This is a genomic window from Amorphus orientalis, from assembly GCF_030814015.1.
Taxonomy (GTDB): Bacteria; Pseudomonadota; Alphaproteobacteria; order Rhizobiales; family Amorphaceae; genus Amorphus; species Amorphus orientalis.
This window is the reverse complement of record NZ_JAUSUL010000002.1, coordinates 140,618-160,281: the sequence shown is the minus strand read 5'-3', so window position 1 is coordinate 160,281 and position 19,664 is coordinate 140,618. Positions and strand designations below refer to the sequence as shown.

The following is a 19,664-nucleotide window of genomic DNA, read 5'->3' as shown; positions in this document are numbered from 1 at the left end:
GACATGCGTGGATGCAATGTGGTCGGGGAGACAACCAAGGACTTTACCGATGCTCGCCCAGCAATCGGAGGACAGACCCGCGTTTGCGGGCTTCGCCCGACGATGGGGAGCAAACCCAAGACAGAGTGTCCGATATCGATAATCTATAATTGTTTTAAATTTGGAGTATCGGACGAGCCCTCGCCTTTCAAGCTCAGGAGCTTGCACCCGAGACCGACGTCCCAAGCGCGCCCGCGCGCCAATCCCGTCACAAGGTCCCCACACATACGCCGCTTGGCACCGACATCTTCGTCGCGCGAGAGCGTGACGGCCTCGACCTCTCCGATCTCGCGGCTTGCCGGAAGCCCAACGCGACGCGCCACGAACAGGAAAGAAACCAATGCAAAATCAGCGTTCCGCCAATTCCGTCGACTACCACGTTGGAACACGGCTTCGCTTGCGACGCCTTGAGCTCGGCATGAGCCAGGAGCGTCTTGCCGAGAAGCTCGGCATTACATTCCAGCAGATTCAGAAGTACGAGCGCGGCACCAACCGGATCGGGGCGAGCCGGCTGCACGATATCGCGATCGCGCTTCAGGTGCCGATCTCGTATTTCTTCGAAGGCGCAGAGGGCGTCGAAGCTCAGGCTCTGTCCGGCGTCGATTCGCCGCTCTCCGCGGCCCTGAACGACTCCTCAACGGTGCGACTGCTGCGCGCCTTCTCGCTGATCGAAGACCAGAGCGTCCGCCAGAAGGCCGTCACCGTGATCGAGGCCATCGCCTCCGCCGCGGGAACCGACGCGCATCAGGACCTGGCCCAGAAAGCCTCCTGAAGACACCGGCGTCAGGCGGACCGGCACGGCCCTACCGCCTGATCCGACGGCAGCGGTCTGCCAAGCGCCGGCACATGCCGGCATCCGGACGCAGCAATCCGGTCGAAAAGCCTTTCCCGCCTGCGATGCAGGGGAAAGGCTTTTTTCATGTCGGGATCGGCTCAAGCTGTTGAATCTGAGCCTATTTCTCGTCGCCCAGATGTTCCCCTGTGTGCGGGAAACGCTCTAAGCCCCTCGTCCGGCCAGGCTGGTCCGCAGGTCTTGCATCCAGCCCAGCCCGGCCTCGGTCCGGCCCAGCGGCCGGTACTCTGCCGACATCGCGCCGACATATCCGACCTGCCGCAACACCCGAAAGGCGGTCGCGAAATCGATCGTGCCGGTGCCCGGCTCGTTCCGCCCGGGCGTGTCGGCGAACTGGACATGGCCGATGAGATCGCCGGCGCGGTAGATGGCCGCGATGAGATCCGGCTCCGTACGCGCAACATGATAGAGGTCGAACTGAAGCCGGACCGCCGGATGGTCGATCTCGGCGATCAGCGCGAGCGCCTTGTCCAGGCTGTCGACGAAGAAACCGGGCACGTCGGTGGGATTGACCATCTCGACCATCACCTGGCGCCCGTCGGCGGCGAGCGCGTCGGCGAGCGCGCGTACGTTCTCGACCAGGACGCGCCGGGTGACGTCTTCCGGCTGGTTCGCCGGGGGCGGGCCGGCGAGCACATTGACCTTCCGGCAGCCCGTGACTTCGGCGTAGCGACGCGCCACCTCGATGCCCTCACGGAAACCGACGACCCGGCCGGCATCCGTCGACAGCCCGACATCGCCGTTGGCCGGGTCGCCCGCAGGCGCGTTGATCAGATGGATCGGGCACTCCCCGGCCAGGTGCCGGAGCAGCACCGGGTCCAGATCGTAAGGAAACTGGATCTCCACGCCGTCGAAACCGGCGGCGATGGCAGCCGGCAGGCGTTCCAGCATCGGCCGTTCCGTGAACAGCAGCGAGACGTTCGCTATCAGATCCAACCTGGTCCCCCACCCTTGAACGCCGACGGCATGCCGCCGGTTGCCTCCGCACTGCCGACCGGCAGGGCAAGCGTTCTTGACCCGCTTCCCCCGAACGGGCAAGAGCCACGTTCCCTCGTCGTCCACATGGATCCCGCTGCAATGTCCGTGACGTTTCATCTGCGCCCGGCGCTGGACGGCGACGGCCCCGCTCTCGGCGGCATCATCGCCACCATCTTCGCCGACTATCCGGGCTGCTACTTCGTCGAGGAGGAGTTGCCTGAACTCGCAGCACCAGCGAGCCACTTTGCCGGTCTGGGCGGGTCGCTCTGGGTGGTGGAGGCGGGCGGACAGGTGGTGGGGTCATTGGCCGTCGCCCCGACCCGGGATCCGCAGGTGCACGAGCTGTTCAAGGTCTATCTGGCCCGCTCGGCCCGAGGCCGGGGGCTGGCGCGCCAGCTCCTCGCCCGAGCAGAGGCAACTGCCCGGGAGCGCGGTGCCAGACGCCTCCGGCTTTGGACCGACACCCGCTTCGTCGAAGCCCACCGCTTCTACGAACGCAACGGGTTTGAACGCCTGCCGGTCCGGCGCGCGTTGGCGGATGCCTCCGACACCTGGGAATTCGCCTATACCCGGCCGATTGTCACTTCCGACCCCGACGAGGAACAATGAGGACGGAGACGGGCCTTGCACCGATCGCACTCGTGGTTCTGGCGGTTGCCCTGCTGTCCGCCATGGACGCCGGCATGAAAGTGCAGACCCAGTACCTGCCTCTGATGCAGGCGGTCTGGCTGCGCTACGCCACAGCTTCGCTCATCCTGATCCCGGTTTTTCTCGCCCGTCCCCAGCGCCTGACCCTGCGCACGTTGCGTGCGAACGCGGTGCGCGGCGCGATCGTCGCAGCCACCGCGCTGAGCTTCTTCTATGCGATCTCGGTGCTGCCGCTGGCTCTCGTCGTCGCGATTGCGTTCGTGGCGCCGTTCTTCATCGCCCTTCTCGGCGCCCTCCTGCTCGGCGAACCGATCGAGCCCCGGGTTGCGATCGGGATCGGGGTCGGCTTCCTCGGCATCCTGGTCATTCTCGGCGGCGAACTCCGTATCGGATTGACCGCCGAGCAGATGCTGGGCTTTCTGGCCGCCGTTGCGGGTGCCTTCGGCTACGCGCTGGTCGCCGTCATGATCCGTCAGCAGTCGTCCAGCGATCGGGCGACCACCATGGTGCTTCTGCAGACCGTGACCGCCGGTCTGATCCTGACGGCGCCGGCGGCCGTTGTCTGGGCGCCGCTGGACGGCGCGACACTGGCGCTCGGCGTCGGGATCGGCTTCCTCGGCGCGTTCGGTCAGCTCGCCATCGCCGCCGGCTTCGCGCGCGCGCCCGCCGCGAAGCTGGGGGTGATCGAGTACACCAGCTTCATCTGGGCGACGCTGTTCGGGCTGATCCTTTTCGCCGAGGTCCCCAAACTGGAGACCGTCGCGGGCGCCGCCATCATCGTGGCCGCCTGCCTCACGGCGCTGCGTCCGGCCAAGGTGCCCCTCACCGGGCGCGCGACCGCGCGGGCGCCCCGCCCGGGCGAACCGGGCGGGAGCGGATAGGCATCACGCGGCGAGCTTGGCCGCGATCTCGGCAACGTGGCGGCCCTGATAGCGGGCGCCTTCCAGCTCGACCTCGCTCGGCTGACGCGACCCGTCGGCGTCGGCGATGGTGCTGGCTCCGTACGGACTGTTTCCCTTGATCTCCTCAAGACCCATCTGCCCTTTGAAAGAGTACGGAAGCCCGACGATGACCAGGCCGAGATGCAGAAGCAGGGTCTGGGTGGAAATGATCGTGGTCTCCTGGCCGCCGTGCTGGGTCGCGGTGGACGTGAACACGGAGCCGACTTTGCCGACGAGCTTGTCGCCAAACCAGAGCCCACCGGCCTGATCAAGGAAGTTCTTCATCTGGGCCGCCATGATTCCGAAGCGGGTGGGCGTACCGATGATGATCGCATCATAGTCAGGAAGTTCGTCGACAGTCGCGATCGGGCCTTCCTGATCCATCTTGTATCCGGAGTTGCGCGCGACCTCGTCAGGCACCAATTCAGGCACACGCTTGATGTCCACGTCGGCGCCAGCCGAACGGGCTCCATCTGCGACGGCCTTGGCCATGGTCTCGACATGACCGTAACTGGAATAGTAAAGGACCAGCACTTTCGCCATTTTTCGCTCTCCAGGTTGGGGATCAAGCTTCTGCTCAAACCGTTGCGATAACGGATAAATGGCCGTGCCGTTTCGCGAAGGCGAGCACTCGCTGGTGAACACACCGTTGCGGATTCCTCAACTTCCCTCCGCATTTTGACGCCATCCCTCCCTATCGGCGACTTGACACCCATTGCGGCCCCGCCTACCTCAGGCACGGCAGCTGGCACTCACCTGACGAGAGTGCTAGCGACCGTCGGCGACCGCGAATTGAAGCTCAGCTGCACCTCGCGGTTCGACGGTTCGCCCCGATCCTCCCGAACGGACGTTCGGCCGTTCACTGAGCTCAAGAGGGAAGCAAGCGATGAATTTCCGTCCGCTTCACGACCGCGTGGTCGTTCGCCGTATCGAATCCGACACCAAAACCGCCGGCGGGATCATCATTCCCGACACCGCCCAGGAAAAGCCCCAGCAGGGCGAAGTCGTCGCCGTGGGCCCGGGTGGCCGTGACTCCAAGGGCGAGATCATCGCCCCGGACGTGAAGTCCGGCGACAAGGTGCTGTTCGGCAAGTGGTCGGGCACCGAGGTCAAGATCGACGGCGAGGATCTCCTCATCATGAAGGAGTCCGACATCATGGGCGTTCTGGCCTGATCCGGCGTACCGAGACACGCCAAATCTGACCGAATAAACCGAAAGGACACACGACCATGGCAGCGAAAGAAGTGAAATTCGCGCTCGACGCGCGCGACAAGATGCTGAAGGGCGTCGACACGCTGGCGAACGCGGTGAAGGTGACGCTCGGTCCGAAGGGCCGCAACGTCGTCATCGAGAAGTCGTTCGGCGCGCCGCGTATCACCAAGGACGGCGTTTCGGTCGCCAAGGAAATCGAGCTTGAGGACAAGTTCGAGAACATGGGCGCCCAGATGGTCCGCGAGGTCGCCTCGAAGACCAACGATCTGGCCGGCGACGGCACCACCACCGCCACCGTGCTCGCCCAGTCGATCGTCCGCGAGGGCGCCAAGGCGGTTGCCGCCGGCATGAACCCGATGGACCTGAAGCGCGGCGTCGATCTGGCCGTTGCCGAGGCCGTCAAGGATCTGGAAGCCCGCTCGCGCTCCATCGACACCTCCAACGAGGTTGCCCAGGTCGGCACGATTTCCGCCAACGGCGAGAAGGAAATCGGCGAGATGATCGCCTCGGCCATGCAGAAGGTCGGCAACGAGGGCGTGATCACCGTCGAGGAAGCCAAGTCGCTCGAGACCGAGCTCGAGGTCGTCGAGGGCATGCAGTTCGACCGCGGCTACATCTCCCCGTACTTCGTGACGAATTCGGAGAAGATGATTGCCGATCTCGACGATCCGTACATCCTGATCTTCGAGAAGAAGCTGTCCAACCTGCAGGCCATGCTGCCGGTGCTGGAAGCCGTCGTGCAGTCTTCGCGCCCGCTGCTGATCATCGCCGAGGACGTCGAGGGCGAGGCGCTTGCCACGCTCGTCGTCAACAAGCTCCGTGGCGGCCTCAAGGTCGCGGCCGTGAAGGCCCCGGGCTTCGGCGACCGCCGCAAGGCCATGCTGCAGGACATCGCGATCCTGACCGGTGGTACGGTCGTGTCGGAAGACGTGGGCATCAAGCTCGAAAACGTCAGCATCGACATGCTTGGCCGCGCCAAGAAGGTGTCGATCACGAAGGACGAGACCACCATCGTCGATGGCGTTGGCGAGAAGTCCGACATCGAGGCCCGGGTCAACCAGATCAAGGCCCAGATCGAGGACACCACCTCCGACTACGACCGTGAGAAGCTCCAGGAGCGTCTGGCCAAGCTCGCCGGCGGCGTCGCGGTGATCCGCGTCGGCGGTGCGACCGAGGTCGAGGTGAAGGAGAAGAAGGACCGCGTCGACGACGCCCTCAACGCGACCCGCGCGGCCGTGGAAGAAGGCATCGTCCCGGGTGGCGGCGTCGCACTGCTGCGCTGCAAGGCGGCCGTTGCCAAGATGAAGTCCGACAACGAGGACGTTCAGGCCGGCATCTCCATCGTGGTGCGGGCGCTCGAGGCTCCGATCCGGCAGATCGCCGAGAACGCGGGTGCCGAGGGCTCCATCGTGGTCGGCAAGATCCTCGAGGACAGCAACCCGGACATGGGCTTCGACGCCCAGAACGAAGAGTTCGTCAACATGATCGAGAAGGGCATCATCGACCCGACCAAGGTCGTGCGTGCCGCTCTTCAGGACGCCGCTTCGATCGCCTCCCTGCTCATCACCACCGAGGCCATGGTCGCCGAGCTCCCGAAGAAGGATTCGGGTCCGGCCATGCCCGCGGGCGGCGACATGGGCGGCATGGGCGGCATGGGCTTCTAAGCCCGAAAGCTCCCAAGCGCGGACTGAGCGCGGCCGGTCTCAGGATCGGCCGCCCAGGCCAAGCACCTTCAAGGGCCGGCGGCAGCGCCGGCCCTTTTTTCGTTGCAGTTGGAGGCTGCGACGCAGTCTCCAACGAGCACCCAGACCAATCCTGGTTTAGAGTTGGGTTGGACGCGAGACCGGCATCTTTCTATAGGCTCGCGCGTTGACCCGGACCAACCCACCTGAGACGAGTGCCGATGGACATGATCGACAGCGTGAGCGCCGACGCGAAATCGGCCATCGAACCCATCCTGGCCTGGCTCGCCCTGCAGGGCATGTCGGTCATCTACGCCCTGCTCATCCTGCTGATCGGCTGGCGTGTCGCCCACTGGATCCGCCGGATGGTGGAACGCGCCCTCGCCCGCTCCAAGCGGATCGACGCGACCGTTCACGCCTTCCTGGCGAGCCTAGCCTACTATTTCGTGCTGGCCGTGGTCATCATCGCGGTGCTGCAGCTCTTCGGCTTCCAGACGACGAGCCTGATCGCCGTGATGGGCGCGGCCTCGCTGGCGATCGGGCTGGCGCTGCAGGGCACCCTCTCCAACCTCGCCGCCGGCGTCATGATCCTCGCCTTCCGTCCCTTCAAGCAGGGCGACTACATCACCGTCGCCGGCCAGTCAGGGACGGTGAAGGCGATCACGCTGTTCACCACGGAACTGGCGACGCCCGACAACGTCCAGATCATCGTGCCCAACGGCAGCGCCTGGGGCACCACGGTCACCAACTATTCGGTCTACACGACAAGGCGCCTCGACCTGTCGGTGGGGATCTCCTACGAGGATTCCATCGATCAGGGCCTTGCAACCCTTCGGGCGATGGCGGACAGCGATCCGCGCGTGGCGCGCGATCCGGAGCCGTTCGTGTACGTGGCCGAGCTCGGCGACAGCCAGGTCACGCTGACGCTCAGGGTCTGGTGTGCCTCCGCCGATCTGTGGGCGCTGAAGACGGACTTCACCAAGCGCGTCAAGGAAGAGATCGAAGGCGCTGGCCTGTCGATCCCCTACCCGCACACCACGCTGGTATCTCCCGCCGGCGCGTCCGGCGCCGCTCCCGCGAAGTCCTCCGGCGGCCCGGCGGGGGCGTCGCCGGCGTGAGCCGGGCGGTGGAGATCACCGTCATCGGCTCCGGCCTCGGCGGGCTGATGGCGGCAGCGCTGCTCGCCAAGCGCGGATTCTCGGTCGCCGTGTTCGAGCGCTCCGATCATTTCGGCGGGGCCGCGTCGACCTACCGCCGTGCCGGCCTCACCATCGAAGCCTCCTTGCACGAGACCGAGGACCCGCGGGTTCCGGGCGACCCGAACCGGCGCCATCTGGCCGAACTCGGCGTCCTCGACGACCTGCCGCTGGTCGACGTGCCGGCACTGTACGAGGTGCGCGGCGGTCCGGTGGGCGATCCGTTCACCCTGCCCCACAGCTTCGAGGCTGCGCGCGAAGCGATTGCCAGCCGTTTTCCGGCAGCAGCCAGGGGCGCCGACAAGGTACTCGGCGAGATGGCCGGCATTGCCCGGGCCATGGAAACGGCGGGCTCTGGAGCCGGCACGGCCGGCCGCATCGCCAGCCTGCCGCGCATGACCCGCGACCTCTGGCCCATCGTCAAAGGGTGGAACGCCACCCTCTCCGACGTCTTCGGCCGGACCCTCGACGGCAACGAGGACGCCAAGTTCGCGCTGGGGGCGAACCTGCCCTACTACGACGACAATCCGGCCCAGCTCTGGTGGCCGTTCTTCGCCGTGGCCCAGTCCGGCTATCTCGCCCACGGCGGCAAGTACATCAGCGGCGGCTCCCAGACGCTGACGGACCGGCTGGTGGACGCGATCCGCGCGAACGGAGGTACGGTCCACGCCGGCCGGCCCGTGACGGAGATCCGGATCGGCGACGACGGCCGCGCGAGAGGGATCGTCCACACCGCAGCCGACGGCTCCGATTCGACCGAAGCACCCGCCGCCGTCGTGCTGGCCAACGCCGCCCCGACCGTGGTCGCGGGCATGCTGCCGGCCGAAGCCCGGTCGCGCTTTATCGACGGCTACCGGGGCCGCGCCTTGTCGATTTCGCTGTTCTCCGCTCATTTCGGGCTGTCGCGTCGGCCGGCCGAGCTCGGCGTCTCGTCGTATTCCACGGTCCTCTTGCCGGACTGGATCCGGCGGTTCGACAACATGGCCGACTGCGCCGGCCTGCTCGGAGCCGAACCGGCGGAGGCGCTTCCCGCCCTCGTCATGGTGGACTATTCCGCGATCGAGGCGGGGCATTCGTCGGAGCCGCCTCACCTGGTGTCTGTGGTCGGCGTCGACCGTCTGTCCAACTGGGACGGACTGGAGCCATCGGCCTACGACGCCCGCCGGGATGCCTGGATCGAGGCGATCGAGACGGCGATCGACAGCCGGTTTCCGGGTTTTGCCGCAGCGATCACGTCCCGGCAGATGGCGACCGCGTCCACCCTCTCCCGCGCGCTCAACGCACCGGGCGGCGCGCTTTACGGCTTTGCACCTGTGCCGCCCGAAACACCGATCTGGAAGGGCTATCCGCGGTCGCCGGACACGCCCGTGCCCGGGCTGCTGCTGGCCTCCGCCTATGCCGGATCCGGCGGTTTCACCGGCGCGCTCGCCGCCGGCGGGTCGGCCGCCGAACGGGTCACGCGCAATCCGACCGGCTCACGCTGAGGACGGCACCGTACCGTCGCTCTCCGTCGCCTTCAGCCAGGCCCAGGCGGCCGGCATCTCCTCCTCGTCGAAGGCCTTCACCCGCCCGGGCATGACGACGCCCGCGGCATCGGCGATCAACCGGTCGGCCAGGCTGTGGGCGACGATGGCGAGCCGCTCCACCTTGCCGATCAGGACCGCGTCGCTCTTGATCTCCTCCCAGAAGGCGGCGACCGAATCCCAGCCCTCGAAGCCGGCCATCTCGATCAGGACCCGGATCCTGCCGGACGGATCGCTCTCCGCCCGGCGAAGCAGCTCCGGAACCCAGGTCTGATAATCCGCAACCGTGAGTGGGCCATCGGCCTGGAGGCCGATCACGTTGCCCGCGCTTCCCGACAGTTCGTGAAGCATGTCTGCAAGTCCCGTATCGGCGATGACGTTAGGCCGCCGCGGCGTTGGCGGCCTGGGCCATGCGTTCGTCGCGCCGTCGACGGACCTCCTGCCGCTTCATGGAGATCGACGCCGTGAGCACACCCATCGTGACGATAACGATCAGGATCGTACAGACCGCGTTTATTTCTGGCGAGACGCCCAGGCGCACCGCCGAATAGATCTTGATCGGCAGCGTGGTCGCGCCGGGGCCCGTGGTAAACGAGGCGATCACCAGATCGTCGAGGGACAGGGTGAAGGCCAGCATCCAGCCGGCGGCCACCGCCGGGGCGATGATGGGCAGCGTCACCGCCATGAACGCCTTCACCGGCGTCGCACCGAGATCGAGGGCGGCTTCCTCAAGCGACCGGTCGAAGGTGATCAGCCGCGACTGCACCACGACCGCCACGTAGCACATGCAGAAGGTGATGTGAGCGATCGTGATGGTCCAGAAGCCGCGCGAGAAATCGATCGCGACGAACAGGAGCAGTAGCGACAGGCCGGTGATCACATCCGGCATCACCAGCGGCGCGTAGACCATGCCGGAGAACAGGCTGCGCCCCCGAAAAAGGCCGCCGCGCACCAGCGCCAGCGCCGCCATGGTGCCCAGCACCGTGGCCACCGTGGCCGACAGCACGGCGACCCGGATCGTCACCCAGGCGGCCGCCAGGAGCTGCTCGTTGTTCAGAAGCTCGAAATACCACCGCGTCGACCAGCCCTCCCAGACGGCCACGTTCCGCCCGGCATTGAAGGAATAGATCACCAGAAGGACGATCGGCAGATAGAGAAAGGCGAAGCCGAGCACCATGGAGGTGATGTTGAACCAGCTCGGTCCCCGGTTCATTTCCCGCTCTCCTGCAGGCGCGCCTGATGGTTCTGAAAGTAGACAATCGGAACGACCAGGATCAGAAGAAGGATGACGGCGATCGCCGACGACAGCGGCCAGTCGCGGTTGGTGAAGAACTCCGCCCACAGCGTCCGGCCGATCATCAGCGTGTCGGATCCGCCCAACAGGTCCGGGATGACGAACTCGCCGACGGCCGGAATGAAGACCAGGAACGAGCCGGCGACGATGCCCGGTACGGCCAGCGGCACCGTGATCTGCCAGAACGCCTTCCAGGGCGGACAGCCGAGATCGGCGGCCGCTTCGAGCAGGGACTCGTCCAGCTTCTCCAGCGTGGCGTAGAGCGGCAGCACCATGAACGGCAGGTAGGAATAGACGATGCCGATATAGACCGCGGTGGTGGTCGACAGGATCACCAGCGGGTTGGCCGGATCGACGACGCCCAGGAAGATCAGGAACTGGTTGAGCAGGCCTTCCCGGCTGAGGATGCCCATCCAGGCGTAGACCCGGATCAGGAAGCTCGTCCAGAAGGGCAGGATGACCAGCATGACCAGAAGCGGGCGCCATTCCCGCGGCGACCGGGCCATTCCGTAGGCCATCGGAAACCCGATCAGCAGCGTGAGCAGCGTGGAGACCAGGGCGATCCTGATGCTCGACAGATAGGACAGATAGTAGAGCGCGTCCTGAGTCAGGAAGGTGTAGTTCTCGATGGTGAAGTCGCGGAGCTTCGCCAGGTTCGCCGACAGCCCCTCCGACAGCTCGAACACCGGCGTGTAGGGCGGCATCGCGATGTCGATCGTCGAGAACGAAATCTTGAAGACGATCAGGAAGGGCAGCAGAAAGAAGGCGAGAAGCCAGGCATAGGGAAGCGCCGTGACCAGCCAGCGGCCGATCCGGGTACCCAGCCGGCCACGCGCCGAGCGGTCGACGTCGCGCCCGCCGGGCATCGGTTCGCCCGTCAATTCGCTGATGCGGACCGCCTCGTCGTTCGACATGTCGCTTGCGCCCTCCGCGCCCCTGCCCGGCTACCGGGTGAGGATGATGCCCGCCGTCCGGTCCCAGCTCAGCCAGACCCGGTCGTCCCAGGAGATCGGACGCTCGACGAGACGGGTGGTGTTGGCCGTCGTCGCGCGCACCACGGTGCCGTCGTCCAGCTTCACGTGATAGATCGACACGTCTCCGAGATAGGCGATGTCCCAGATTTCGCCGGAGACCGTGTTGACGGAGGCCTCGGAGGGCTCGTCGAGCGACACCCGCAGCTTTTCCGGACGGATCGCGTACCAGGCAGTCTCCGGGATCTCGTCGAGGGTCTGCTCGGTCTCGATAACCAGCCCGCTGTCAGGAGCCACCAGCCGGGTCACCCCGTTAGCCCCGGGCTCGATCCGGCCTTCCACGATGTTGATGTCGCCGATGAAGTCGGCCACGTAGCGCGAGGAGGGCTGCTCGTAGATCTCAGAAGGCGTGGCGACCTGCCGGATGGCGCCCTGGTCCATGACGGCGATGCGGTCGGCCACCGTCATCGCCTCCTCCTGGTCGTGGGTCACGATCAGGAAGGTCATGCCGAGCTCGACCTGCAGGTCGGTCAGCTCGAACTGGGTGGCCTCCCGCAGCTTTTTGTCGAGGGCGCCGAGGGGCTCGTCGAGCAAGAGAACCCGCGGCTTCTTGGCCAGCGAGCGCGCAAGGGCGACGCGCTGGCGCTGGCCGCCGGAAAGCTGGTGCGGTTTGCGCTTGGCGAACTGTTCCAGCCGGACCAGCTTGAGCATTTCGGCGACCCGGTCGCCGATCTCGCTCTTGGCCATGCCGTCCTGCTTCAGGCCGAACGCGACGTTCTTCTCCACGCTCATGTGGGGAAAGAGCGCGTAGCTCTGGAACATCATGTTCACCGGCCGCCTGTAGGGCGGAACCCCCTTCAGGCTGCGGCCGTCGAGCAGGACGTCGCCTTCGCTCGGCTCCTCGAAGCCGGCGAGCATGCGCATCAAGGTGGTTTTGCCGCAGCCGGATGGCCCCAGAAGCGCGTGGAATTCGCGCTCGTAGATGGGCAGATCGACACGGTCGACGGCGACGAAATCACCGAACCGCTTGGTCACCGACTTGAAGTGGATGAGGGGCGACCGGTCGGGATCGTCCCAGGGCGCGAAGGAGCGCCGGATCGGACCGAGAGCCTGCTTGGCCATGTCGCGTTGCCCGCCTGAACCGCCGAACCCGTGACACGGCCCGGCCCGAGGAAGAAGGCCGCACCGGGCGGCCCACCGGAAACGGTCTGCGCCCCGGGATTTGGCGCGCAGACCCGAGTGGAGTGGGCGTATGCCCCGGCGCCCGGCTCAGATGCCCGACTTGATGGTGGTCCAGGTGCGGGTGAGCATCCGCTGGTCGCGCGGATTGTAGGGCTCCACGACGAACAGCCGCTCCAGCACGTCTTCCGGCGGATAGACCTGCGGGTCGTTCAGGATTTCAGGATCGATATATTCCTGCGATGCCTTGTTGCCGTTGGCGTACCAGACATAGTTGGTCGCCTTCGCGATCACCTGGGGCTTCATCATGTAGTTGATGAAGGTGAGCGCGTTCTCCAGGTGCGGCGCATCTGCCGGGATCGCCATCTGGTCGAACCACATCTGGGCGCCTTCCTTCGGGATCGAATAGGCAACCTCGACGCCCGCGTCGGCGGATGCAGCGCGGTCGGCGGCCTGGAACACGTCGCCCGACCAGCCGATGGCGACGCAGATGTCACCGTTGGCGAGCGCGTTGATGTATTCCGAAGAGTGGAATTTCTGGATGTACGGCCGGACCTTGGCGAACATCTCCTCGACCTTCTTGAACGAGTCCGCGTCGCGGGTGTTCGGGTCGATACCGAGATAGTTGAGCGCCGCCGGGATGACTTCTTCGGGTGCGTCCAGCATCTGGATGCCGCAGTCGGCGAGCTTCTCCGCATTCGCCGGATCGAAGACCAGCGCCCAGGAGTTCAGCGGCGCATCGTCACCGAGCCGCTCCTTCACCTTGTCGACGTTGTAGCCGATGCCGGTGGTGCCCCACATGTAGTTGACCGAGTAGGCATTGTCCGGATCGTAGCTGGCGACGCGCTGCTCGATCGCAGGCCACATGTTGTCGATGTTGGTGAGCTTCGACTTGTCGAGCTTCTGGAACACACCGGCCTGGATCTGACGGGCCAGGAAGGTCGCCGACGGGACCACCACGTCATAGCCGGTCGATCCGGCCAGAAGCTTCGTTTCCAGGAGCTCGTTGGAATCAAAGACGTCGTAGTTGACCTTGATTCCGGTCTCTTTCTGGAAGTCGGCGAGGATGGATTCGTCGATATAGTCCGACCAGTTGTAGACGTTGACGACCTTGTCCTGTGCCATTGCCGGCGCGCCGGCCATCATGGCAGCCGCAACCAGTCCGCTCAGCAGGTATCCACGCATAAAATCTCCCCCTCTGGAGCATGTGGGATCGAGCCTGTATTGCGGCCAAGGTACGGAAGGAGCGGCCCCCGCTCAACCGTTTTCCAACCAGCCGGCCATCGGCATGCACTGTTTGCAGGCATGGCGCGTTTGCGGGCGCGGACCGTTGCGCGCCTGAACCGGACTAGAGATAGGTGGCCCGTTCCAGCGGCGAGATCTCTTCGCGGAACGCGGCGATCTCGGCGTCCTTGATGGCGGCGAACATGGAGCGGTATTCGACGCCGAAGGTGCGGCGGATGAAGTCCGACTTGCGGAACAGCCGGACCGCATCGTCGAGCTGGTCGGGAAGCTCCGGAGCCGGCGCCTCGTAGGCGTTGCGGTCGGTAGGCGGCGGCGGTTTGCGATGCCCCTCGATCCCGTCGAGCATCGCCGCCAGCACCGCCGCAAGCGCGAGGTAGGGATTGGCATCCGCCCCGGAGATCCGGTGTTCGATGCGCGTCGCGGCCCCCTCACCCGCCGGAATGCGCACGGCGACGGAGCGGTTGTTGTGGCCCCAGGCGGCCCGGGTCGGCGCATAGGAGCCCGGCAACAGACGCCTGTAGCCGTTCCAGGTGGGCACGAAGACGAGCATCGACGCCGCCATGGTGTCGATCAGCCCGGCGACGGCGGACTCCAGCACCGTCTCGCCCTTGGAAGGATCGGCGAAGATGTTGCAGTCGGCCCCGTCGACCAGGCTGACGTGAACGTGCATCCCGTTGCCGGCCCACGCCATGAACGGCTTGGCCATGAACGTCGCCCGCAGCTGGTGGCGCCGCGCCGTCTCCTGGATCAGGCGTTTCAGAAGGAGCGCGTCGTCGGCCGCGCCCATGGCGTCGGTGCGATGCTTCAGATTGATCTCGAATTGGCCGGGCGCCGCCTCCGACAGGATGGTGTCAATGGGCAGTCCCTGGGCCGCCGCACCGGCGCGGACCTCCGAAAAAAAACTCGCATGGGCGGAGAGATCGGAGAGCGCGTACATGTTCTGGCGGTCGGGGCCATCGCCCAGCGACAGCACCGGCCGGAACGCTTCCGCCTGGGTCTCGCCGGGCCTGGCGGTCAGCAGATAGAACTCCAGCTCGAAAGCCACGCAAGCCCGCAGCCCCATCCCGGCCGCGCGCGCGACCACCTTCTCCAGCGCCCGCCTCGGATCGCCGTGGAAGGGTTCGCCGGTTTCCGTCGTCATGGTCAGCATGACCTGTGCCGTGGGAATATCGGCCCACGGCACTGGGCGGAGCGAGCCGGGCACGGCGGTGCAGAAGCCATCGCGGTCGCCGGTATCCACGTGGAGCCCGGTCTCCATGACCTCCCGCCCCCAGACGTCGAGCCCGAACATGGACAGGGGAAATGCCACGCCCGTGGTGAATGCCTTCTCGATGGTGCTGGCCGGCGCCCACTTGCCCCGCATGACCGCGTTGGTGTCGGCGATCAGGAGTTCGAGGGCTTCGGTGTCGGGATAGCGCGCGAGATAGCGCTCGACCTCGTCGAGCGGGCCGGCGGCGTCCACCTGGGTGTCTGATGTCATCGGATAAGGAGCTGCACATTCCGGCGCGCCTCGGTCGGCGGGCACGCGGTTTACCTTGGTCACTGATTCCCGGCAGTGCGGATCCTCAAGGAAACCGACCGCAGTCTAGGCACTTTCCGGCCAACCCTCTATTATGTCAAACAGTGGCTTCAGGTTTGTCATCGGCCTCGCCGGTCATCCCCCTGTTCCTTTCGGTCCCCGTCACCGGTTTCGCGGCGGTCGGCCCCAACATCAATCACTGAGGATGCGACCTGGGCGAAGCGCCGGGAGCACGCGTGAAAAAATGAGCATCGAAGACCGCTCGCTCGTCGAGACGGAAACCGCCCGTGGCGTCTCATCGCACGAGGAAGCCGTGCGATGGCTCAAGGAGCGCCGGATCCAGGACGTTGAGTGCATCGTCCCGGATCAGGCGGGCGTGGCGCGGGGCAAGATGATGCCCACGGAGAAGTTCGCCGCCGGCCCCTCGATCACGATGCCGACATCGATCTTCACCCAGACGATCTCCGGCGACTATCCGGAGGAGGACGACAACTTCAAGCACGACCCGAGCGATTCCGACCTGATCTTCGACCCGGACTATTCGACGCTCGCCGTCGTGCCGTGGGCGAGCGATCCGGCCGCCCAGCTGATCCACGACGCGCGCTATCGCGACGGCCGTCCGGTCGACCATGCGCCGCGTCAGGTGCTGCGCCGCATCGTCGATCTCTACCGCCATCGTGGCCTGAAGCCGGTGGTAGCGCCGGAGATCGAGTTCTATCTGGTCAAGCCGAACACCGATCCCGACTATCCGCTGGAGCCGCCAATCGGCCGCTCCGGCCGGCCGGAGATCGGACGCCAGTCCTTCTCGATCGCAGCCGTCAACGAGTTCGAGGACGTCTTCGACGACATCTACGCCTATGGCGAGGCCCAGGGGCTGGAGATCGACACGCTGATCCACGAGGAAGGCGCGGCGCAGATGGAGATCAATCTTCTCCACGGCGACCCGATCGACCTGGCCGACCAGGTCTTTCTGTTCAAGCGCACCATCCGCGAGGCGGCGCTGCGCCACAACATGTACGCCACGTTCATGGCCAAGCCGATGTCGAACGAACCGGGCTCGGCCATGCACATCCACCACTCCCTGGTGGAGATCGAGACCGGCCGGAACATCTTTTCCACGCAGGACGGCACGCCCAGCAAGGAGTTCTTCTCCTTCATCGCGGGCCAGCAGAAATACCTGCCCCACGTGATGGCGATCCTGGCGCCCTACGTGAATTCCTATCGCCGGCTGGAGCGCTGGACGACGGCGCCGATCAATGTCTACTGGGGCTACGACAACCGCACCGTCGGCCTGCGCGTGCCCCACTCCCCCCCGGCCAGCCGCCGGGTGGAGAACCGGGTCCCGTCCTCCGACGCCAATCCGTACCTTGCGCTGGCGGCATCGCTCGCCTGCGGCTATCTCGGCATCGAGGGCGAACTGTCGCCGGACGAGCCGATCGACGGATCCGCGCGCGAACTGCCCTACGGCCTGCCGCGGGGCCTTCTGGAAGCGGTCGCCCTGTTCGAGGAGTGCGACGAACTGGTCGGACTGTTCGGCAAGAGCTTCGTGCACACCTATCGCGCCATCAAGCAGGCGGAATACGAGACCTTCATGCGGGTGATCTCGCCCTGGGAACGGGAGTATCTTCTCCTCAATGTCTGAGGCGTTTTCGAACGATCCGGAGACGACGGCCGCGCTTCAGCGCCGCGACGCCGCCCACCACATCCATCCCTTCACCGACACCGGCGCGCTCAACGCCGAAGGCTCGCGCGTCATCGTCGGCGGCGACGGCTGCTGGATCACCGATTCCGACGGCAACCGGCTGCTGGACGGCATGTCGGGGCTGTGGTGCGTGCAGATCGGTCACGGCCGGCGCGAGATCGCGGACGCGGTCCACCGGCAGATGTCGGATCTCAGCTACTACAACACCTTCTTCAAGACGACGCACAAGCCCGCCATCGACCTTGCGGAGAAGCTCGCCCGGATCGCGCCGTCGCACCTGAACCACGTGTTCTTCACCGGGTCCGGCTCGGAATCCAACGACACCGTCATCCGCATGGTCCGTACCTACTGGGACCTGAAGGGCAAGCCCGAGAAGAAGACGATCATCTCGCGCTGGAACGCCTACCACGGCTCCACGATCGGCGGTGCGAGCCTCGGCGGCATGCGCGCCATGCACGGTCAGGGCGGACTTCCGATCCCGGGGATCGCCTTCGTTCCGCAGCCCTACTGGTTCGGCGAAGGAGGCGAGCTCGACCCGGATGCGTTCGGCGTCTGGGCGGCGCGCGAACTCGCCCATGCGATCGAGGCGCACGGCCCGGAGAAGATCGCCGCCTTCATCGCGGAGCCGATCCAGGGCGCCGGCGGCGTGATCATTCCGCCGGAGACCTACTGGCCCGAGATCAAGCAGATCTGCGACCGCTACGATATCCTGCTCGTGGTCGATGAGGTGATCACCGGATTCGGGCGCCTGGGCAAATGGTTCGGCTCGGAAGTGTTCGGGCTGAAGCCCGACCTGATGCCTATCGCCAAGGGCTTGTCCTCGGGTTACCTGCCGATCGGCGGCGTGATGGTCTCCGACCGGGTTGCCGACACCTTCATCGAGGAAGGCGGCGAGTTCTTCCACGGCTTCACCTATTCCGGCCATCCCGCCTGCTGCGCGGCCGCGCTGGAGAATCTCCGCATCCTTGAGGAGGAAGGCGTCGTCGAACGGGCCGCGGATATCGCGCCCTATCTGGCCGAGCGGTGGCTTGCCCTCGGCGACCATCCGCTGGTCGGCGAGGCCCGGATCAAGGGGCTCATGGGAGCGCTGGAACTGGTACCGGCGAAGCCGAGCCGGTCCATCCGCTTCGACAATGAGGGCGAGGTCGGCACGATGTGCCGCGATTTCTCGCTCCGCAACGGGCTCGTCATGCGCGCGGTGCGCGATTCCATGATCATCGCGCCGCCGCTCGTCATCACCCGCGAGGAGGTGGACGAGCTGGCCACGCGAGCCCGCAAGACCCTCGACGACACGCTGGATAAGCTGCAGCGCGACGGACGTATGGCCCAATGACCGACGCTGCGCGGCACTCCGGCGGCGCAGCGAACGGATCGCCCTCCGGGCCGCCCACGATCTATGTGGAAGGCGTCAGCGCGCCGACCTTTCCCGAACTGAGCGAAAGCAGCCGCGCCGATGTCTGCGTCGTCGGCGGCGGGTTCACCGGCCTGTCGACGGCGCTGCATCTGGCCCGAACCGGCCGCAGCGTGGTGCTTCTGGAAGCCCAGCGGATCGGCTACGGCGCGACCGGCCGCAACGGCGGCCAGCTCCACTCCGGCCAGCGGCGCGATCAGGTCTGGCTGGAAGACAAGGTCGGCCGAGACGATGCCGCCCGCCTCTGGGAGCTTGCCGAGGCCGCGAAGGATCTGGTGCGCAGCCTGATCCGGGACCACGACATCGACTGCGGCTGGACCGAGGGGCTGATCGAGGCCGCCCACACCAGAGCGATTTTCGACGAGGAACGGGACTACGTCGCCCATCTGGCCGATCGGTATGGCGTAGGTGCGCTGTCGGTGCTGGATCGCGACCAGATCGCCGAGGCCACCGGGTCCGACCGTTTCGTCGGCGGCTTCCGGGACGCAAGCGCCGGCCATCTCAATCCCTATGCGCTCGCCTGCGGCATCGCCCGGGCCGCGGAGGCCGTCGGCGCGCGCCTCCACGAAGGCTCCCGCGTCGTGCGCATCGAGGCCACCGGTCAGGGAAAGCGGCGCGTCTCGACGGCGACCGCCCACGTGGACGCCGAGACGGTGGTACTTGCCGGCAACGGCTACCTCGCGGGCATCGAGCCTTCCGTGGAAGCGCGGGTCCTGCCCATCAACAACTATGTGGTGGCCACCGAACCGCTCGGTCCGGAGCGGATGCAGCGCCTGATCCCCGGCGGAGAATGCGTTGCCGATACCCGGTTCGTCGTGCGCTACTGGCGGCCCACACCGGACAACCGGCTCGTGTTCGGTGGCGGCGAGACCTACACGCGGCGCCTGAATGCCGATCCGGCGGCCGTGGTACGGCCCTACCTGGCGGAGATCTACCCGGATCTGGCGGACGTTCCGATCGCTTCGGCCTGGGGCGGCACCCTCGCCGTCACCCGCCATCGCATGCCCTTCATTCGCCGCGTCGAACCCGGCCTCTATGCCGGCTGCGGCTATTCCGGCCAGGGGGTCGGGACGGCAACCTTCGCCGGCAAGGTCCTGGCCGACGGGATCGCCGGCGACACCGGCGCGCTGGACGTGTTCGCCCGGCTGCCGGTGCCGAGCTTTCCCGGCGGCACGCTCCTACGCACGCCGCTCCTGGTGCTCGCAATGAGCTGGTACGCCCTGCGCGACCGGTTATAGTTTCTTCGGGCAGGAGAAATACGGGGGGCGGG

General features: G+C 66.2%; 18 protein-coding genes. 10 read left to right on the top strand and 8 right to left on the bottom strand.

Translation table 11 applies throughout. The features are described 5' to 3' along the window. Positions 1–379: 379 nt before the first annotated feature. Complete coding sequence (locus tag J2S73_RS08560) at positions 380–811, top strand: helix-turn-helix domain-containing protein (protein ID WP_306885099.1); 432 nt, start codon at positions 380–382, stop codon at positions 809–811. 225 nt (positions 812–1,036) lie between these two features. Here the strand turns inward: J2S73_RS08560 and J2S73_RS08555 are convergent, their stop codons facing one another. Continuing rightward, positions 1,037–1,828, bottom strand: coding sequence for a hydroxypyruvate isomerase family protein (locus tag J2S73_RS08555; protein WP_306885098.1), 792 nt, complete (start codon positions 1,826–1,828; stop codon positions 1,037–1,039). Between the two features lie 141 nt (positions 1,829–1,969). Between J2S73_RS08555 and J2S73_RS08550 the strand changes: the two genes are divergently transcribed. Then, on the top strand, positions 1,970–2,479 hold the full coding sequence (locus tag J2S73_RS08550; RefSeq protein WP_306885097.1) for a GNAT family N-acetyltransferase: 510 nt from the start codon (positions 1,970–1,972) through the stop codon (positions 2,477–2,479). Further along, positions 2,476–3,399, top strand: a complete 924-nt coding sequence (locus tag J2S73_RS08545; RefSeq protein WP_306885096.1) for a DMT family transporter — start codon at positions 2,476–2,478, stop codon at positions 3,397–3,399. The genes J2S73_RS08550 and J2S73_RS08545 overlap by 4 nt, the downstream gene beginning before the upstream one ends. A 3-nt stretch (positions 3,400–3,402) precedes the next feature. Here the strand turns inward: J2S73_RS08545 and wrbA are convergent, their stop codons facing one another. Continuing rightward, the gene (gene wrbA / locus J2S73_RS08540; protein ID WP_306886276.1) at positions 3,403–4,002 is read right to left on the bottom strand and encodes an NAD(P)H:quinone oxidoreductase; all 600 of its coding nucleotides are present in this window, start codon (positions 4,000–4,002) and stop codon (positions 3,403–3,405) included. Between the two features lie 343 nt (positions 4,003–4,345). Here wrbA and J2S73_RS08535 point away from each other — a divergent pair, with 343 nt between their 5' ends. The 4 genes from J2S73_RS08535 to J2S73_RS08520 all read left to right on the top strand — a co-directional run bounded on the left by J2S73_RS08535 (position 4,346) and on the right by J2S73_RS08520 (position 9,034). Then, a complete protein-coding gene (locus J2S73_RS08535) occupies positions 4,346–4,633 on the top strand; it encodes a co-chaperone GroES (RefSeq protein WP_306885095.1) in 288 nt (95 codons plus the stop codon). Between the two features lie 56 nt (positions 4,634–4,689). Continuing rightward, the gene (groL, locus tag J2S73_RS08530; protein WP_306885094.1) at positions 4,690–6,336 is read left to right on the top strand and encodes a chaperonin GroEL; all 1,647 of its coding nucleotides are present in this window, start codon (positions 4,690–4,692) and stop codon (positions 6,334–6,336) included. Between the two features lie 239 nt (positions 6,337–6,575). Continuing rightward, the gene (locus tag J2S73_RS08525) at positions 6,576–7,472 is read left to right on the top strand and encodes a mechanosensitive ion channel family protein (protein ID WP_306885093.1); all 897 of its coding nucleotides are present in this window, start codon (positions 6,576–6,578) and stop codon (positions 7,470–7,472) included. After that, positions 7,469–9,034: a phytoene desaturase family protein gene (locus J2S73_RS08520; protein ID WP_306885092.1), complete on the top strand. Its 1,566-nt coding sequence runs from the start codon at positions 7,469–7,471 to the stop codon at positions 9,032–9,034. Before J2S73_RS08525 ends, J2S73_RS08520 begins: the two co-directional genes overlap by 4 nt. Here the strand turns inward: J2S73_RS08520 and J2S73_RS08515 are convergent. From J2S73_RS08515 to J2S73_RS08490, 6 genes are all read right to left on the bottom strand, one after another. Continuing rightward, positions 9,026–9,424 carry a SpoIIAA family protein gene (locus J2S73_RS08515; protein ID WP_306885091.1) on the bottom strand — a complete coding sequence of 133 codons (399 nt, stop codon included), beginning with the start codon at positions 9,422–9,424 and terminating at the stop codon, positions 9,026–9,028. The genes J2S73_RS08520 and J2S73_RS08515 overlap by 9 nt on opposite strands. A gap of 28 nt (positions 9,425–9,452) precedes the next feature. Beyond that, the gene (locus J2S73_RS08510; RefSeq protein ID WP_306885090.1) at positions 9,453–10,286 is read right to left on the bottom strand and encodes an ABC transporter permease; all 834 of its coding nucleotides are present in this window, start codon (positions 10,284–10,286) and stop codon (positions 9,453–9,455) included. Then, complete coding sequence (locus J2S73_RS08505) at positions 10,283–11,233, bottom strand: ABC transporter permease subunit (protein WP_306886275.1); 951 nt, start codon at positions 11,231–11,233, stop codon at positions 10,283–10,285. Before J2S73_RS08505 ends, J2S73_RS08510 begins: the two co-directional genes overlap by 4 nt. 78 nt (positions 11,234–11,311) lie before the next feature. Beyond that, positions 11,312–12,460 (bottom strand): ABC transporter ATP-binding protein, encoded by a 1,149-nt coding sequence (locus tag J2S73_RS08500; RefSeq protein ID WP_306885089.1) that lies wholly within the window; start codon positions 12,458–12,460, stop codon positions 11,312–11,314. A gap of 147 nt (positions 12,461–12,607) precedes the next feature. Further along, a complete protein-coding gene (locus J2S73_RS08495) occupies positions 12,608–13,702 on the bottom strand; it encodes a polyamine ABC transporter substrate-binding protein (RefSeq protein ID WP_306885088.1) in 1,095 nt (364 codons plus the stop codon). A 163-nt stretch (positions 13,703–13,865) separates the two neighbouring features. Next, entirely contained in the window at positions 13,866–15,242 is a 1,377-nt protein-coding gene (locus J2S73_RS08490) for a glutamine synthetase family protein (protein WP_306885087.1), read from the bottom strand. Between the two features lie 244 nt (positions 15,243–15,486). Between J2S73_RS08490 and J2S73_RS08485 the strand changes: the two genes are divergently transcribed. The 3 genes from J2S73_RS08485 to J2S73_RS08475 are packed head-to-tail and all read left to right on the top strand — an operon-like array spanning position 15,487 to position 19,632. Then, positions 15,487–16,923, top strand: coding sequence for a glutamine synthetase family protein (locus J2S73_RS08485; RefSeq protein ID WP_370874407.1), 1,437 nt, complete (start codon positions 15,487–15,489; stop codon positions 16,921–16,923). Beyond that, complete coding sequence (locus J2S73_RS08480; RefSeq protein WP_306885084.1) at positions 16,916–18,316, top strand: aspartate aminotransferase family protein; 1,401 nt, start codon at positions 16,916–16,918, stop codon at positions 18,314–18,316. The genes J2S73_RS08485 and J2S73_RS08480 overlap by 8 nt, the downstream gene beginning before the upstream one ends. Further along, positions 18,313–19,632 (top strand): NAD(P)/FAD-dependent oxidoreductase, encoded by a 1,320-nt coding sequence (locus J2S73_RS08475; protein ID WP_306885083.1) that lies wholly within the window; start codon positions 18,313–18,315, stop codon positions 19,630–19,632. The genes J2S73_RS08480 and J2S73_RS08475 overlap by 4 nt, the downstream gene beginning before the upstream one ends. Positions 19,633–19,664: the final 32 nt, after the last annotated feature.